Below are 17,100 nucleotides of genomic sequence, written 5' to 3' on the forward strand. Positions count from 1 at the left end.
GCTGCAGGAGCTATAATTTAGATGCTATTTCTTAGCTGAGCCTTCAGTAAAAGACTTAAACTTTTGCTGCTGCTCTTTGTACATCTCGGCTGGTAGCGGAATGTAACCCACCTCCTGGCTAAGCTCGCCAGCGTTCTCGAGGTAGAAGTTTACAAAATCTACTACAGCAGGATTGCTGGTAGCATTAGAATTTACATAGATAAACAGCGGGCGAGAAAGCGGAGCATAAGAACCGTCTTTTACAGTTTCCAAAGTTGGAGTAACTGCGCCAGTACCATTGCTGTCGTCCATGTCATCAACTGGTACTACCTTTAGCTTACCCTGATTCTCCTCATAGTATGCAAAGCCGAAGAAGCCAAGTGCGTTAGGATCAGTAGAAACACCTTGTACCAGTACGTTGTCATCCTCGCTGGCAGTATAGTCGCCTCGGCTAGAGCCGCTTTCGCCTACAACTGCTTCGGTAAAGTAGTCATAAGTACCGGATTCAACACCTGGGCCATATAGGTGGAATTCTTGATCAGGCCATTCCGGGCGAATTTGATTCCATTTTTTGACAGTACCCTGAGCTGCTGGCTCCCAAATTTTCTTCAGGTCTTCTGTAGTCATTTCCTTTACCCAGTCGTTCTCAGGGTGCACTACTACTGTAAGGCCATCATAAGCTACTGGTAGCTCTATAAAGGATATACCATTTTGCTGCGCTACTTCCTGCTCAGAAGACTTAATCTGGCGGGAGGCGTTTACAATATCGATTTCGCCACGTGTGAACTTCTTAAAGCCGCCACCTGTGCCTGAAACACCTACTGTTACTCGTACATCCGGAGCCTCAGCGCGGTATTCTTCTGCTACTGCTTCCGTAATTGGGTAAACAGTGGATGAACCGTCTATCTGAATGTTGCCGGAGACATCGGAGCCGCTTTCAGAGTTGCCGCCGCCGCAGGCACTGAACAAAAGAGTTGCGCCTAGGAGTGCTGCCGCGTTTAGTTTTAAATTGTTAAGCCTGAAGTTTAACATAAGCCAGAGTTAGTTTTATGGTTGTGAGTTCTTGATTCGTTTGATCTGGCACCAGCATTTGGCTTTATACTCTGATGCCTATAAAGGAGTTATGAAAGCTGTGTTATCCGTGTTGTGGGATCGCTTTTTAAGGTGCAAAGAGACACAGAAGTAATCGCACCTAATAATTTAGTGTGTTAAGCTATTGTAAAGATTTCGGCTTTATAGCGCCACTTCCATCTGTAGCCTAAACATGTAACTGTTCTCTCTGCCCGGCTGGTCCTGTAGCGTAACATCGCTCTGTACCTTCAGGCTATGGCCCACAATGTACTTGGATAGACCTAATGTATACTGCTCCTGCGGTCGCAAACCTGTAGTTCGCTCTGGGTTATAAGTGGTATAGCGTCCGGCTACTTCCCAGTTGGTTTTAAACAGGTAACCTGCCTGTATATTAAAGGCGTTGCCCGTAACAAAGGTCTCTTCTACTGCGCCCTCATCTGATTGTAACACTACCGGGCCATCAGGTGCTTTACGGCGGGCATATTCCGCCATACTTGAGAAGCCTCTGTACTTGAACATAGCATCTGCAAATACAGTGTGTAGGTCACGCTCCCCACTTAAGAAGTCGCCTAGCTGCCCTTGAGAGCGAGTTGCATTATCATTAAAGTTATAAGCTGCTGCAATGGCTAACTTTGGAGTTTCCTCCCGGTAAATGTCGCTACCAACATAGGCGCCGCCGCCTTCAAATTCTCCAAAAGGGAACAATTCGATTTTACCAGTATAATCGTAGCCGCCGGCATTGTTAACTGTGATATCGCGTCCTTCGCCCATAGAGATAGAGGCCACTTCGCGAACCAACATGTTGCCGATGTTATGGGAGTGATGCAGCTGCAGACCAGCGTCACGGTCTATGTTATAGCGGGAGTTCAGCAGGCTTCGATCCACGAACTGCATCTTTTGCGATGAGATAATTCGCTCTCGGTTGCCAGGTAGTTTGGTTTGGCCTACCCACAGTTCCCAACCTGGTGCAAAGTTCCACATGGCAACCGCATCAAGTATGATGTTGTCAGCATTGTTAAACCTGCTTGGGTCATCGTTACCGATGTCGCTGTTGCTGAGGCCTAGTTCTATTTTATACTCCAGCTTTGGAGTATAGGCAAAGCCTTCGAACTTCAGACGGGCCCTGCGGATCAGGAAACGGTCTTCCAGTTCCTCGTTAGTGCCGTTATTGATTACGCCCTGGTACAGCATCTGGAATCGGGTGCTGAACTTAAGGCTGAAAGAGGAGTCGGCGGCCACAAACTGTAAGCCTTTGCCGAATTTAGATTTGTTAATACTCTGACCTTGGGCGGTGCCACATGCTAGGCAAACCAAGGCTACTAAAAGTGCACTTTTTAGCTTCTTGTACACGATACTTTGGGTTTGGGTGAGAAATAAGCTTTAATCGTGATACTGTTTTCTCTTTTATAAGACGCTTCTGAGGAAAGAATACTTCTTAACTTCAGTGAGATCTTTAGAAAACGGTTTTTTCTAAATGGTGCAGGTAGTTAGTCAGGCTACTGCATCCACTGAACTTGCAAACCCAGAGTCAGCTTTAGTCAGAAGCTAAAATCTGGCCTTCCAAATTCTGCTGCAAAATAACTGCATTACTATTACTGCTGCTTTACCGCAATGTTAAGCAAATGTTAAGCTTTTAAAGCTTGCTGGTTTTTATGCCCATCATATTTGTCGTTAACAACGACGCCTTTTGATGGCAGGTAGGGGCTGGTATAAAGAATGCCTGCTCAGGTAGGGCAGGCATTGGGGGAGGTTTAGTTGAATTGCGATATAGCTCCATTAAAGTGGTTTTGGTCATGCTTCATGTGTTCATTTAGACACTAGGTAGCAGTAGAATATGTGCTGCCAAAATACTTTACCAAAACATCAAGCCCGTATCAACACAAAAAAGCAGCCACAAGTATATACTTGTGGCTGCCTCCAATACATTTCAAAATTTAGTTAGAATGTATAGCCAGTCCAGCTGAATGCTGATGTATTAGCACCTGTAATCGCATCGTTAGAATTAATGGTAGCATTGTCAGGGTTTTTAACTTCCTGACCTTTTACTGTCACGCCTTCATTTTTATACTCGATAGTGCTTGTCGCATTTCCATTGCCCTTACCGTCTGTTAAGTCGATAAGGTCTGTGCTTGTACCGCCTTTCACAAGGAGATTCGTGATAGTCGCTTTAGCGCCTCTACGCACTTTTACGGCATCCTGCATTTCAAAAGTAGATTCGTTTACGATTGTGATGTTTTTGAAAACAAAATCTGATTGATTAACATCACTTGGGGTGTTACCATCCAGGTTGCCGTCAAGCTCAGCTCCGCGTGGGTCTGATTCCGTACTGGTGTATCCACTCTTCCAAACACCATAGGCGTTATCTAATGTACCAGTCCAGCCCTGTGTAACATCAAACATATCGTCGTCAGAATCCACTACCATCAGGTTCTTTACATTTACTGAACCACCGAAAAATTCGATAGCGTCATCAGAACCATTCGGGATGTAGATATTTTCAATTTTGGTGCCACTGCCTACGGCATTTAGTGTCAAGCCATTGTGCTCAATATCAGCTGAAGATTTTGCTCCGGTATACTCTAGAATAAGATACTCCAAAACGCCTGAGTTATCGTTGTTGTCTTCGCCGCCATAGATAACAGCCGGGTTGATTTCTGTGGTGCTGGTCGAAACTACGCCAGTTGGGCCGGATATTTTTGCTCTACCGTTGATGATCAAGCCACCCCAGTCACCTGGGTTAGGATTAGCCTCTGCAGATGTTATTTTTACTGGTTTATCGGCTGTGCCGTTAACAAAGATTTGGCCGCCCTGCTCAACGAGAATGTACTTATTAAAGCCCTTCTCAGCCTTGATAACCGTACCTGCTGGTATGCGCAGTTTTCCGCCCTCAACTACAAGTAAAGATCCTGTTAATTTGTATTCGACGCTTGGGTCAAGGGTTATATCGGTGGAAATATCACCGCTCAATTCATTACTGACAATGGGTTCTGGCTCTGGAGTCGAACCATCGTCGTCGTCATTACAAGAGAATAATCCTAGCGGAATAAGTAGCAGGTAAAGGAATGTTTTTTTCATTTTTCTTAATTGTTTATACGAAATTAGAAATGAGGGATTAGCTGAATATGAATGGAAGATTAACTAATTGTTAAAACTGGTATGTTACGCCAAAGTCGAATAAAACACCTCTTTTGTAACTGCGAATTATAACGCTTTGAGAATTTGTGTCTTTCCCAGCACCTTCTCTGGTAAGTCTATATTCTGGATTTAAGAGGTTTTTAGCTTTTAGATTAAACTTAAGATGATCATTTATCCCTAGTGAGGTAATGAAATCCAAAGTTGTGATGCTTTCCTCTATCAGGTTGTTGAAGCCACGTGTGCCAATGGTGTGCACTTTATCGCTTAAATAGTTTAGAACCAGCGCAGACGTTAAGTTAATGTTCTTTTGTGTTAGCAGATTATAAGTTAAATCAGCATTAAGTATATAAGGTGCGGCGCCCTCCAAAGTAGATGAGGTGTTCTGCACAAAGAATGTTGGGTCCAGGTTTACTTTTGTGTGGATGTATGAGACATTTAATCCAGCATTAAAGCGATGTTTTTCAGCAAGGTTCATAAGTGATTTCCTCAGCTCTACCTCAATACCGGCAGCAACTGCATGGTCCGAAACATTATCGTAAGTTCTTAGACCTGCTGAGTTGCCCTGATCTACCCTTGCAATTGGATCCAAAATATGCTTGTAGAAGGCATTAACCGATACATGTTCATCAGATGATAGATAGTGATCCCATTTGATGTCGAAGTTGTAATTTGTGGAAACTTCCAGGTTCGGATTACCATTTTCATTTCCATCAATTCCCAAGTAAATAAAAGGAGATATTTCTTTATCCTGAGGAAGAGTATAGGTACGGCTAACGCCTGTTCTGATGTGGTTCTTCTCGTTTAGCTCATACTTGGTGTTAAGGCTAGGCGATATAAAAAACTCATCTATTGTGTTGGAACCAACGTCAGCGCCACGATTAACTCTGTAGTTAATCTTAGTATAAACATCATCCGCTCTTAAGCCTGCGTTTAAAGTAAGCTTATTGCCAATTCTATGTACCAGATCAACATATGCGCCATGGTTCATTCTTTCAACATCGTATGTGTCAAGAAATTGCTCAAGGCGGAAATCTCCATTTGACAAACTTTCCTGATTCAAGTAAGGATCGAGGCGTATATCATTTACAGGGAAAGTAGGGGCAGTGCCCTGGCCTCCAGCCCAAATAAGGTTATAGATAGGGGCGGAGAAGTCTTTGGTACTAATCCTGCTATCGTAGCCAACCTCAACATATGATAGCTTGTCCGGGTCAGTCGAGAGCGAGTACTGCAGATTGACTTTAGGAAGGATAGCGGTTTCTGTTATTTTACTGTTGAACCGCTGGGCTCTTCCTTCTCCCACACCTAATTGCACCATTCCGTTCCCGATAGAAGGAAGCATGATTATTCTGCGGTCAGGCTCTTCGCCAATTACGTTGTTTACCGCAGCACCAACATTATATTTGATTCTATCAGTTAAATCTCCGCTCCAAATAAGTTGGTTTATAAAAGCCGTATTGTCATTAATTTGAAGGCGTCTGATAAGGCCTTCGGAATTATGGTCCTCTGCTACCTGAAACAGTTCTGTTTCCTTGCCATAAAAGTTCATTGCCGCAGCTGTGGCTGTATGCAGGTACAAGGAGTTGTAGTGCAGTTGGCTTTTATTGAGGTTAATTTCCAGATTGGCCGCCAACATATGTGAAGCGTTTCGGAAGGATTGCTGGTAATTAAAATCGCGGAACGGGTTTTTGGTGTTGGTCGCCGTAATCAATCGGGTGACCCCTTCCTGATAATGATAGTTGTTGTTCATGGAGCCGACAACGAACAAGCGGTGCTTGTTTAGAAACTTCTGGCCACCGGAAATAGTGATGCCGCCGTTAAACAGAGGGTTTTTCTGCATCGGGTCGAGCGAGGTGTTAAAGGAAAAATCGTTTACAAACTGGTTGCCGTTGCGATCTCTTGGGCCGTTTGACGCAAAGGCATAACCAAACTTGTTCATGCCATCAGGAAGATAAAAGTTACTGCCTATAACCTGGCTGTTTACTCCAGTTGCAATTCCGATCTGAAGCGCATTGTCATCAACAAGTTCCTTCGAATTGATGTTAATTAACGCACCTCCAACATCGCCATTCATAGATGCTGTAAACACTTTGTTTATGTTTACCGACTGAATCATATCGCTCGTGAAGAAATCGAGTGAGATATTCTTGAATTCAGGGTCTTCAGATGGTATGGCAAACCCGTTTAGGGTAGTTGTGTTATAGCGGTCGCCTAATCCCCGGACGAATACATTTTTGACGCCGTCGCGTTTCGAAACGCCTGAAATTTTTGTAACCGCGCCTTCTGCATTGCTAACGCCTTTTCTGGAAAGTTCCTGTGCGCCAATAGCCTGCGTAGCTATAACAGCCTTCTTCTGATCAAGAAATAAGATTTGTTCGGTTTCCCTGTTTCCTTTTGCAGTTATGGTTACCTCCGACAATTGCGCCGTGCTCTGTTCCATCGCCACATTCACCGTAGCTGTCTTGCCCGCAGAGATGCTTATGTCGGCAATTGTTTTTGGTGTATATGAAAGGCTGTTTACCTCCAGAGTATAAGTGCCTTCTTTTATATTATCGATGCGGAAATTACCGAATGCATCCGACGGAGCGCCTAAGGCAGTACCCTGCAATTTTATAATAGCGCCAATCAGCTCTTCGCCGGTTTTAGCGTCTTTCACGGTGCCCTGTATGCTGCCAGTCTGTGCATGCACACTAATAAAGGCAGAAAGCACAAAAAATAGGACTGTGGTGAGAATTTGTCGCATAATATTTATAGTCTATTTGTTGCGACAAAGGTAGATGGGCTGTATTACCTCAATATTAATGAGAGGTTAAGATTGTATTATCCCGAAGATATATTAGGTGTAAGGTGTTAAGTTGTAGGTGATTATGTCTTTTTGTCTAGTTTAAAGCGTGTCTGGACAATAGTATGCTTTGGCAGCTACACCCACAAGAAATATATAGGTTTTAATAAAATAGTAACCTTGTATTAACCTGCAGCTAATATCATCGCCCTAGATTTGTTCCATCAATCCCTCCTATATAAAATATTGGTTGCACATGTATGGGTGAGAAACATCGTGGCAATCATTAGCAGAGCGGCTTAGTCTCCCGCTCTGCGAGAACCCGCCGTCAGGCGGGTTCTTTTTTTGATGCAAGTTAGAAAGTGGAGGTAGGAACACCACCACTGCAGGAGCGCAATAACAAAAAGGCAACAACTAGTATTACCAGTATTGCCACAAGTCCGAGGCAACCGCAGCCACCTTTACCACCTGTTCCGCCGCCTCCAAACAGCTTTCTTAGGAAGTATAATTTTAGTAAGCCTCTTAGCATAATATTATAGCTAGATTAAAATGAAAAATCTCCCACTGTGCCAGCAAGCATGGTGGGAGATTTTAGTACGCGTAAGCCTACAGCAACGTTTAAGAGGAGGACGTATGGCCGTTATACTAAGATTTTGCCTTAGCTGATAGGCACTTTACGGAGTATGGATTCTATGAAGTCTTTGGTTCTGATGCCATCAGCTTCCGCCTCGTAGTTAAGTATAATGCGGTGGTTCATCACATCATACGCTACTTCCTTTATGTCCTCTGGCAGCACGTAGTCGCGATCGTCGAAGTAGGCCACGGCCTTGGCAGCACGGTTTAAGGCTATACTTGCTCTCGGCGACACACCAAACTGTATGTAAGGCGCAAAGTCGAGCAGGTCATACTCAGCAGGGCGACGGGTAGCAAATACCAATTCTATAATATATCTCTCTAATGTTTCGGAGATCTGTACATGGTTTATCTCGTTTCGGATGGCAAAAATATCATCCCTCGAAAGTACCTTAGATACAGAGTCGGTAAAGCTCATGTTTGCCATGCGGCGCATAATCTCCAACTCATCCTCCTTTCTTGGGTAATCAATGTACACCTTCATCATGAAACGGTCTACCTGTGCCTCTGGCAGCGGGTAGGTTCCCTCGTGCTCCACAGGGTTCTGAGTGGCTAGTACCAGAAAGGGAAGGTCTAACCTGTAGGTTGTCTCTCCAATGGTTACCTGTTTCTCCTGCATCGCCTCCAGTAGTGCCGACTGTACCTTAGCCGGGGAGCGATTTACCTCGTCGGCAAGTATAAGGTTGGCAAAGATCGGCCCCTTCTTTACCTCAAAAGCAGAGGCATTCTGGTTATAGATCATGGTGCCGATAAGGTCGGAGGGGAGCAGGTCAGGAGTAAACTGTATGCGCTGAAAGTCGAGGTGTAGTGCCTTAGACAGCGAGTTAATTGTAAGTGTCTTAGCCAGACCAGGTACACCCTCCAGTAGTATATGACCACCTGTAAAGAGGCCGATTAGCAGGCGGTTTACCATATACGATTGGCCTACTACTACCTTGCTAACTTCGCTAAAAACCTGCTTTATTTTAAGTTGATATGTATTCACGTTATCCAGATAAATCAGAGTGCCTAGCAGCTTGCCACGTGGGTAGCCAACAAAGCCCCTAAATATAGGGATAATACGGTAGTAGTGCCAAGATATTGCCCGACTGTGCCTAAAACAAAAAAGCACCCGGGTAGGTGCTTGGTGTAAGGTAGGTTCTCAACAGTACTCTATGCGGCAGCCATGGCCTCTGCTTCGGTGGCCTGCTGTGCCTTGTAAACTGGCTTCGACAAACCAAGCTTGTCCAGACGTTTCTGCTGCGCTTGTCTTACCATGTCTATCAGGCTGTTGATATGCTTCTGCTCTACATCTAAAGCCAGAACCATGTCGTCACCTTGAGCTGTAAGCACATGCACCTTTTGGCTGCGGGTCATAAAGTACAAGGCAATAAAGAAGCCGCTTAGCAGGAAGAAAGATTCATTGAAGTACACGAGCAGAGCTGTAAACATACTCAGGCCCAGGTAAAGCTGAGAACCTGTAGCCTTTACTTCCCATGCTGCAATGTCTTCCAGCATAACTGCTTTGCTGCTGCTAAACGACAGTGGGTGCCGCTGTTGTATGAGCCTGTGTGTCGTGAGGGCAATGCGCTTGTCCACTGTTTGGATAAGATGCTGCTCCCCAGGTAGTAGCCTAGTTTTAGCCATTTGTGCCGGGGTATTAAGTTTGTTTAAAATAGGGTCGAGTAGAAATGTAAGTATCACAGTTTTCATTGTTTTAGTTTTCTAACCGTAAGATTCCGAAAACCATTAAAGGGTTGCATCAATATTATTTTGCAAATATATTATATTTCTTCTAACTGACACATGTATTGGATTATTATACGGACATTATAAAAAATGATTTTCATAATGTATTGTTTTGCAGTCAGATATGTGTGTATTTAAATATAGGATATTGTACAGGAATAAATAAAAAAAGAACCGCCTGAGCCGAAATTGCGGCTCAGGCGGTTCTTTGTAGGCTTTGTCCCCGGAATTAATCCGTCAGGTATAACTCGCCCTCATAACCATGCGCGCGCTGGTTCTTGAAACGGGCAATATCAGTTTGCATGTTGTCGTAAATCTCCTGAATCTCCTCCGAGTCTTGTGCAAGAGGCTTAATGTGCTCACTCAGCAACTTAGCCGCCAGAGGATAAAACTTGGAGTCGTCGGTATTTTTGGCGTTAACCTTAAACGAACTTACAGCGCTCTCCAACTTCTTAAGGGCCGGGTACTGGGTTTTATACTCTTGAATGGTGTCGCGGAGCTTTTCCCGTATCATCAGGTACAAATCCTCCTCAAACGTCATTCCGAAGTCATCATCCTCATCCTCGTCGTCGTAGTCGTTATAGGCGAAGTCGTCGTCGTAGTCAAAATCGTCTCTCATGGCTGATAATCAGGTTGCTTTTTAGTTGTTACGGGTTAAAACTCTGTTTGTGTCAGGCTGCGACTACTTTTCGCCTGCCTTTTTGGTAGCAGAGCAGAGGCAAATTAGCTAAGTATGGCGCAAAGCGAAATGCATAATTAGTACTTCAAGCCTTTATTTGCAATGCCTACGGATGCACATTTAGCCATGTTGCCTAACTTTTTACTTCAACCGGTGTAATAGCCAAGCGGATGTTCAAATGGCTTGAATAAAAATAAAAGAGCCGCTGTGTTGGCAGCGGCTCTTATCGTTACTATGGCTTAGCATCTTAGGCGAACTTGCGTTCGATCAGGCGAAGCAACTTATTTACATGCTCCTGCTTTTTGCTCCAATCATACTTGTCTGCCAGCGTACCCGTCACATATTGAGTGGCAGACTGCACGTCTCTAAAGTCATCCAACGTCTGGATAGCTTGGTAGTAGGTAAGGTTATCACCATTGAACAGCTCATTTATGAAGCTAAAACGCTGGTTAATGGAGATAGAGTTCTTCAAGGAGTCGATCTTACGGTTACTGTGTGCGTCAGCCACTGAGGAGGCTACTTTTTTGAAGTTGTCGTTCAGGGTAGGGCGTACACCGCTTCCAACTTCCTCTGTCTCCTCATCGTCCTCATCTTTATACATAGATGGTCGTGCCACAGGTGTAGCAGCGGCCTCACGTTGTGCTGTATGGATAGGGGCCACTACGTCCTTCTCCTGCACAGGAGCGGCAGGGGCAGGTTTTGCAGCAGTCCCTTCTGGTCTATCCAGGAACGAAGGAGTAGTTTTTGGTGCCTGTTCTTCTCTAATCTCTGCTTCTGTTATAGGCAGTAGGGTGTTAAACTGCTCTACAAGGTGCTGCAGTGGTGTGCGGAGCTCTTGCTTAGCGTTTACATACAGTTTAAAACGACTTAGGATATATTCTCGGTCGCGGCTGCTTGGAGAGAGCGTCTCAATGAACCCAGCAAAAAGCTGCTTATCAATTTCCATATACCTCAGGTTCTCCTGCAGCTTTGGAAGTGTTATTTCCTCCTGTATGCGTAGAAACTTCTCTTCAAAAGTATCTACAGGAGCCAGAACAACTAAAAACGTGTCGTAAATAGCCTTCTGCAGCAGTGGCTCAAAAGCGTTGCGCTTCATCAGGATCTTGCGCGAGAGCACGTTCATGAAGTTCACCAGCGCCTCTTTTACCTCCTCATGCTCATAATCAAAATAGGGGCTACGCAGGTTAGCCATTTCATGGTGCCACTTCAGCAAAAGCTCTTTAATCACGAACAGGTTCACCTGCTTTATGGGTGTAAAGCCAAGCAGCTGGGGGCCGTTTAGAGTGTCGTAAGAGGCAAAGTGGCGATCGCAAAGCAGATTTGCCAACTGTTTGCTGTACCGTTCCAGGTGTAATTGATTATATTTGTCTTCCATTGGTGTCGCTTTCTCCTGTAAAGTTATAAAATTATGCCAAAGTTGAAGGTGCAAAACCTGGCAAACCTCGAAGTGGAGGTTGCTGAGGGGCAGACACTACTGAAAGCCCTGCAGGCCCAAAGCACCGACTGGATGCATGCCTGCGGAGGCAAAGGCTGCTGCACTACCTGCCGTATTATTATTTTGCAAGGTATGGAGCATACAGCACCGCTCACGGCTGCCGAAATCCGCTACCGCGATAGAGGCCGCCTAAAGGATAACGAAAGACTGACCTGCCAATGTACTTTAACCTCCGGCGAAATTACCGGGAAAGTGCCGGAACAGACTAAGCTACCGCACATGAGTTATAGTAGTTAGAGATTTAGAGGGTTGAAAAGTTTGAAACTTGATGCTTTGCTCATCAGTAGTTTAGCTGTTTAGCCATCCGCCCAATTTAGAATTTAAGAAAACACATCAGCATACTAAATAATGTTTATTGAACCACGCGTAGGCAACAAGACTCACGCTAGCAGAAAGGGTTGGATAGAGGTGATCTGCGGGTCCATGTTCTCGGGCAAAACAGAAGAGTTGATCAGGAGGCTAAACCGCGCCAAGATTGCCAGACAGAAGATAGAGATTTTTAAGCCTACCGTAGACAAACGTTACCACGAAGAGGACGTTGTATCTCATAATGCCAACGCCATACGTTCTACTCCTATAGACTTTGCTCAGGACATGCTATTATTGGGCGGCAGCTGCGATGTTGTAGGCATAGACGAGGCGCAGTTCTTTGATGATGGTCTGGCCGAAGTATGTGTAAAGCTGGCGAACAGTGGTGTGCGTGTTATTGCTGCCGGGCTGGACATGGATTATCTTGGTAAGCCTTTTGGGCCTATGCCAGCACTAATGGCCGTGGCAGAGTATGTAACAAAAGTGCATGCTGTGTGCGTGCAATGTGGCGACATAGCCAACTACTCATTCCGCAATGCGGCCGACGAAAAGCAGGTGCTTTTAGGCGAAACAGATTCTTATGAGGCTCGCTGCCGCCACTGCTTTACAGAAGGCATGAAACAAAAGAAAAGCTGATCTATATTTAGAAATCTATGGAAGCCAAACCAGCAAAAAGTATAACATACCTGCCATACCTGCTGCTGGTGTGGTTGTGCTGGTGTGGCGTTGTTGCTGAGACACAGGCGCAAAGCCAGGTGCCAATTGGAGGCTGGCAGGTGCATGTGCCGTACCAGCAAGGTAAAGCTGTAGCAGTGGCCGGCGATAGAGTATACTTGGCAGCTGAACGAGGACTTTTCTACTTTGACAAGAAGTTTAACACTACCGAGACCATTTCAAAAGTAGACGGCTTAAGCGAGCAGCAAATCAGCGACATTGCCTACAGCGATGGTGCTAGCACCCTTATTATTGCTTATGCCAATACCAAAGTAGACCTGCTGCATAACAATAGCATCTACAGCATCACCGATATCTTCCGGAAAAGTATCGCTGGAGAGAAACGAATCAACCGCATTTATACCTATAATAAGCTGGCTTACCTGGCTACCAGCTTTGGCATAGTGGTGCTGGATCTGCAAAAGCGTGAGGTAAAAGACACCTATAGCAGCCTTGGGCCGAATGGCGGAAGTATAAGTGCAGCCGACGTAGCCATACACCAAGACCGTATCTACATAGCTACAAACCTCGGTATACTTACAGCGCCTGTCTCCGGTGCTAACCTGCAGGACTTTAGGAGCTGGAGCAGCCTGAGTGATGGTTTGCCCGAGCCTGCTACCGTTCTGGGGCTGGTTAGCTTTCAGGGGCAGCTCTATGCAGGCACAAGCAGCAGTATCTACAAATTGAGCGGAGATAGCTGGTCTGCATCGCAGCTGGCTTCCGGGGCTACTATAAAAAGTATAAACGCCACAGAGTCCTTTCTAAGTGTTGTTACAGCACAAGGCTTGACGTTGGTAAATGCTACGGGGCAGCAACAGAATCTAAGTCACGCTTTGCTCATGGCGCCGCAGGAGGCTATAGCTACAGCCGGAGGTGAAGTATGGATAGCAGATAAGACAAGTGGCTTGGTAAGGATGAGCCTGAATGGGAATGACGCTGCTTCCTTTGCGCCAAATGGCCCTTTCGCTAGCGACAGCTTTAAGGTTTATACTTATGGTGGCAGAGTTTATGTGCTGAGCGGAGGCTACGACGAGAGCTATGCTGCGGCAGGAAGCCAAAATGGCTTTTATGTGTATGAGAATGGCATTTGGCAAAGCTTTAACCGCTTTACATATCCGCAACCTGCCTTCGTAAGGGGGCAGGATTTAGTGGATGTAGTTTTCAACCCCATCACAAATAAGCTGTACCTGGCGAGCTATGGCAGCGGAGTAATAGAGTGGGAGGGGCCGGAGAAAGCAACACTTTACAATGGCCTGAACAGTCCTTTACTTAGTACGCTATCGCATACTGAGAAAGAACTTAACATCCGGGTAACCAGTGTAGCTGTGGATGCTGAAGGTAATGTTTGGACTGTAAACCCACATCGGTTAGCTGGAGCTGCCAGCCTGCACAAGTTAGGTCCGGAAGGTAACTGGGAATCTTATAGGCTGAGCAACATACCGGATGCAAGCAACCTAACCCACCTGGTTATAGATGATTTTGGGCAGAAATGGCTTACTATCTCGCGCCAAGGTAACACTCGTAGCGGGCTAGTGGTTTACGATGAGCGTCAGGGTAAAACGCGTACCCTCTCTACTGGCGAAGGTAACGGAGGCTTGCCTAACGCTACGGTGTATAGTGTAACCAAAGACCTGAACGGTGATATCTGGGTTGGTACAGCCAGTGGAGTGGGTGTATACTATAACCCAGCTTTTGCCTTGGAGTCTCAGCGGTACGATGCGCGTATACCAATAATTGATGGACGGCCACTACTAAATGGACAGGTTGTACGAAATATAGCTGTGGACGGAGCCAACCGCAAGTGGATGGGAACTGACAACGGACTCTGGCTATTTGGGCCTGATGGTGATGAGCTCATCCACCACTTTACAGCCCAAAACAGTCCCTTGCCCTCTGATAAAGTACGTTCTGTGGGGGTAAACCACCAGTCGGGGGAGGTGTTTGTAGCTACGGATGCCGGCCTTGCTTCTTTCCGCTCCAGTGCCACTGTTACAGAGGGTAAACCAGAATGTGCAGTTGTGTTTCCTAACCCCATACGCCGAGACTATACCGGCCAGGTGGGTATATCAGGTTTGCCAAACAATGCTGATGTACGTATTACCGACATCTCTGGTACATTAGTATATAAAGCTAGGGCCACAGGAGGTACTTTCGCCTGGAATGCCCGTGATTATAATGGCAACCGGGTAAAAGCCGGCGTATACCTGGTAATGAGTGCAAACGGAGAAGGCAGCCAAACCTGTATCAGTAAAATAGCCGTACTGGATTAAATGTTAGTCAAGACAAGAGGGATCGTTCTCAGTAACATCAAGTATAGGGAGACATCCATCATCACCAAAATCTATACTGAGGCGCTGGGCGTGCAGTCGTACATCGTGAACGGGGTGCGTAAGAAAGGCAACGGGTCGCGCATAGCTCTGTTTCAGCCATTCACCTTGCTGGAGATGGTGGTTTATGTCTCGCACCGGGGTGGCCTTTCCCGTATTTCAGAGTATAAAACTAACTATTCTTTTGTTTCTATTCCGTTTGATATCCGTAAGAGCAGCGTCCTGCTGTTTCTGTCGGAGATGGTGTCGCGCACAGTGAAGGAGGAGGAGGAGAACCTGCCACTGTTTCACTTTCTATATAATGCCGTCGTTACTCTCGATGAGATGGAGAAAGGCTTTGAGAATTTTCACCTGGTGTTTCTGCTGCAGCTAAGTTTTCATCTTGGCTTTGGGCCAAGCTCCGGGGCTGAAGTGGTAGAGCAGGTGGCTTTTTCGCCGAACGCTCAGGTAGGAAGTTCTGCACCAACTGTACTGGCTATGCAAGTGCATGAGGAGTACTTTGATCAATTGCTGCAAGAGCCGGACTACGCTAACATTCCCAACGGTAAAGTGCGCCGCGAGCTACTCGACATACTTATCCGCTACTATCAGCTGCATGTAGACAAGCTGGGGGATATCAAATCACTGGCTATACTTTCTGAGGTGCTGGCAGAGTAGCGCTGCACAAAGAGCATAAAAAAGGCCGCCGGAAGTATGCTTTCGGCGGCCTTTTTTATACAGGCAAGAAATAACTACGGTAGTATTTCTAGTACCTCAATTTCAAAAATCAAAGGAGAGTTTGGTGGTATTGCCCCACCGCCAGTACGACCATAACCTAGATGGGAGGGAATGAAAAAGCGTGCTTTCTCACCATCTTTCATCAGAGCCAGTGCTTCATGCCAGCCGGAAATTACGTTACTTCTTCCAACTGTTAACTCGAAAGGCTCGTTTCGGTCACGGCTAGAGTCAAATTTTGTTCCGTTTAGAAAAGTACCAACATAATGTACCTTTACTCTATCACCTGGAAAAACTTTGTCGCCGGTACCCTCTTCCAGCACTTGGTAATACAAACCGCTACTAGTTTTCGTTACTGTGGCAGGGTCGATATTGTTGGCCTGGAAGTACTGCTGTATCTGCTTGTCATCCTTTACCTTCTGGTCAACACTGTCGTCTTTACAGGCTGCAAAGCTTAACGTTACGAAAAGCAGCAGAAGCGCCTGCAAAAGGCGGCTTCTGTTGCTGCTGATATGTTTCAGGTTCATATACTTAAATAAAGGTTACTGAGCCTTCTCAACGTCAACCAGCTCCACGTCGAAACGCAGAATTGAGTTGGCAGGGATGTCAGCACTTGGCGCCTGCTCTCCGTAAGCAAGTGGAGACGGAATAAGCAGAGTAGCCTTGGAGCCTTCGTTCAACTGCAGAATTGCATCGTCCCAGCCCTGGATTACACGGCCCTGACCTAGTGGGAAGCGGATAGGCTCACCATTAGACATTGGATTATTGTAAGAAGAGTCAAACTCTTTGCCATCCAGACGAGTGCCTTTGTAGTGGACAGCCACCACATCGCCGGCAGATGGTTTCTGGCCTTTGCCCTGCTCAGTTACCACATAGTACACGCCAGACTCAGTCTTCTGAACGTTCTCAAGGTTTTGCTCCTTAATATAAGCCTGAATCTTCTCGTCGTCTACTTTAATCTGCTTCTCTGAGCGTACCTTCATTTCTTCCATGTACTTCTGCATCAGCTCCTGCTGGTAAGTCTCAGCTTCTGACTGGTTCATAACACGCTCAGCCTTAATTCTGAAGGTGAGCATAGAGCCAGGCTTTACAAATGGAGGCAATGGCTGACCAAACGTTTTAGTGAAAAGCGTATCAGCATTCAGTTTAAACACACCACTGTCACCGGCAGAAAGCATCATGAAGGCATTCTCAAGGCCACCTTTCATAGTTGGCTCCATTACCGGAACAATTCTTGGCAAGCCCGGGCCCTGTGAACGCGTATCTACAAAAACAGAATCCTCAGAGTTAACCATTTGCCAGTGGAAAGCAACAAACTCACCGATTTTAGCACCAGTAGAGTCTTCAGCAGCTACTTTACCTTTGTTCTCGTATTCGCCCTTTTCGTTTTGCTCAAAGATTTTATAGGTCAGGCCGTCAGCCGTAGTATAAAACTCATCGCTGTTTTTGTTGCAAGACTGCAACGCTATTGCTCCGGCCAAAACCGGCAGCAAGAATTTAGTTTTAGATAACATCTAGTATGATTTGATATAAGTTG

General features: G+C 45.8%; 14 protein-coding genes. 4 read left to right on the forward strand and 10 right to left on the reverse strand.

The features are described 5' to 3' along the window. Nucleotides 1-24 precede the first annotated feature (24 nt). The 8 genes from PKOR_RS07830 to PKOR_RS07865 form a co-directional block, all read right to left on the reverse strand. Entirely contained in the window at nucleotides 25-1,011 is a 987-nt protein-coding gene (locus PKOR_RS07830; protein WP_046310067.1) for a PstS family phosphate ABC transporter substrate-binding protein, read from the reverse strand. A gap of 201 nt (nucleotides 1,012-1,212) precedes the next feature. Beyond that, nucleotides 1,213-2,400, reverse strand: a complete 1,188-nt coding sequence (locus PKOR_RS07835; RefSeq protein WP_084694744.1) for a porin — start codon at nucleotides 2,398-2,400, stop codon at nucleotides 1,213-1,215. Between the two features lie 588 nt (nucleotides 2,401-2,988). Further along, the gene (locus tag PKOR_RS07840) at nucleotides 2,989-4,125 is read right to left on the reverse strand and encodes a hypothetical protein (RefSeq protein WP_046310068.1); all 1,137 of its coding nucleotides are present in this window, start codon (nucleotides 4,123-4,125) and stop codon (nucleotides 2,989-2,991) included. Between the two features lie 70 nt (nucleotides 4,126-4,195). Next, nucleotides 4,196-6,925 (reverse strand): TonB-dependent receptor, encoded by a 2,730-nt coding sequence (locus tag PKOR_RS07845; RefSeq protein WP_046310069.1) that lies wholly within the window; start codon nucleotides 6,923-6,925, stop codon nucleotides 4,196-4,198. Nucleotides 6,926-7,622: 697 nt separating this feature from the next. Next, on the reverse strand, nucleotides 7,623-8,582 hold the full coding sequence (locus PKOR_RS07850; protein ID WP_415837258.1) for an AAA family ATPase: 960 nt from the start codon (nucleotides 8,580-8,582) through the stop codon (nucleotides 7,623-7,625). 167 nt (nucleotides 8,583-8,749) lie between these two features. Beyond that, nucleotides 8,750-9,289: a hypothetical protein gene (locus PKOR_RS07855; protein ID WP_071843124.1), complete on the reverse strand. Its 540-nt coding sequence runs from the start codon at nucleotides 9,287-9,289 to the stop codon at nucleotides 8,750-8,752. A 265-nt stretch (nucleotides 9,290-9,554) separates the two neighbouring features. After that, the gene (locus tag PKOR_RS07860) at nucleotides 9,555-9,944 is read right to left on the reverse strand and encodes a hypothetical protein (RefSeq protein ID WP_046310070.1); all 390 of its coding nucleotides are present in this window, start codon (nucleotides 9,942-9,944) and stop codon (nucleotides 9,555-9,557) included. Between the two features lie 307 nt (nucleotides 9,945-10,251). Further along, on the reverse strand, nucleotides 10,252-11,379 hold the full coding sequence (locus PKOR_RS07865) for a hypothetical protein (RefSeq protein ID WP_046310071.1): 1,128 nt from the start codon (nucleotides 11,377-11,379) through the stop codon (nucleotides 10,252-10,254). Between the two features lie 33 nt (nucleotides 11,380-11,412). Here PKOR_RS07865 and PKOR_RS07870 point away from each other — a divergent pair, with 33 nt between their 5' ends. From PKOR_RS07870 to recO, 4 genes are all read left to right on the forward strand, one after another. Beyond that, nucleotides 11,413-11,736, forward strand: a complete 324-nt coding sequence (locus PKOR_RS07870) for a 2Fe-2S iron-sulfur cluster-binding protein (protein WP_046310072.1) — start codon at nucleotides 11,413-11,415, stop codon at nucleotides 11,734-11,736. Between the two features lie 111 nt (nucleotides 11,737-11,847). Further along, the gene (locus PKOR_RS07875; protein WP_046310073.1) at nucleotides 11,848-12,444 is read left to right on the forward strand and encodes a thymidine kinase; all 597 of its coding nucleotides are present in this window, start codon (nucleotides 11,848-11,850) and stop codon (nucleotides 12,442-12,444) included. A 17-nt stretch (nucleotides 12,445-12,461) separates the two neighbouring features. After that, nucleotides 12,462-14,792 carry a type IX secretion system anionic LPS delivery protein PorZ gene (gene porZ / locus PKOR_RS07880; protein WP_046310074.1) on the forward strand — a complete coding sequence of 777 codons (2,331 nt, stop codon included), beginning with the start codon at nucleotides 12,462-12,464 and terminating at the stop codon, nucleotides 14,790-14,792. Beyond that, nucleotides 14,793-15,506, forward strand: coding sequence for a DNA repair protein RecO (gene recO, locus PKOR_RS07885; protein ID WP_046310075.1), 714 nt, complete (start codon nucleotides 14,793-14,795; stop codon nucleotides 15,504-15,506). Between the two features lie 74 nt (nucleotides 15,507-15,580). Here the strand turns inward: recO and PKOR_RS07890 are convergent, their stop codons facing one another. Together PKOR_RS07890 and PKOR_RS07895 are read right to left on the reverse strand one after the other, a co-directional pair. Then, entirely contained in the window at nucleotides 15,581-16,090 is a 510-nt protein-coding gene (locus tag PKOR_RS07890; protein ID WP_046310076.1) for an FKBP-type peptidyl-prolyl cis-trans isomerase, read from the reverse strand. A gap of 15 nt (nucleotides 16,091-16,105) precedes the next feature. After that, nucleotides 16,106-17,077 carry an FKBP-type peptidyl-prolyl cis-trans isomerase gene (locus PKOR_RS07895; RefSeq protein ID WP_046310077.1) on the reverse strand — a complete coding sequence of 324 codons (972 nt, stop codon included), beginning with the start codon at nucleotides 17,075-17,077 and terminating at the stop codon, nucleotides 16,106-16,108. Nucleotides 17,078-17,100 lie beyond the last annotated feature (23 nt).

The sequence above is a fragment of the Pontibacter korlensis genome (assembly GCF_000973725.1).
Classification (GTDB): domain Bacteria; phylum Bacteroidota; class Bacteroidia; order Cytophagales; family Hymenobacteraceae; genus Pontibacter; species Pontibacter korlensis.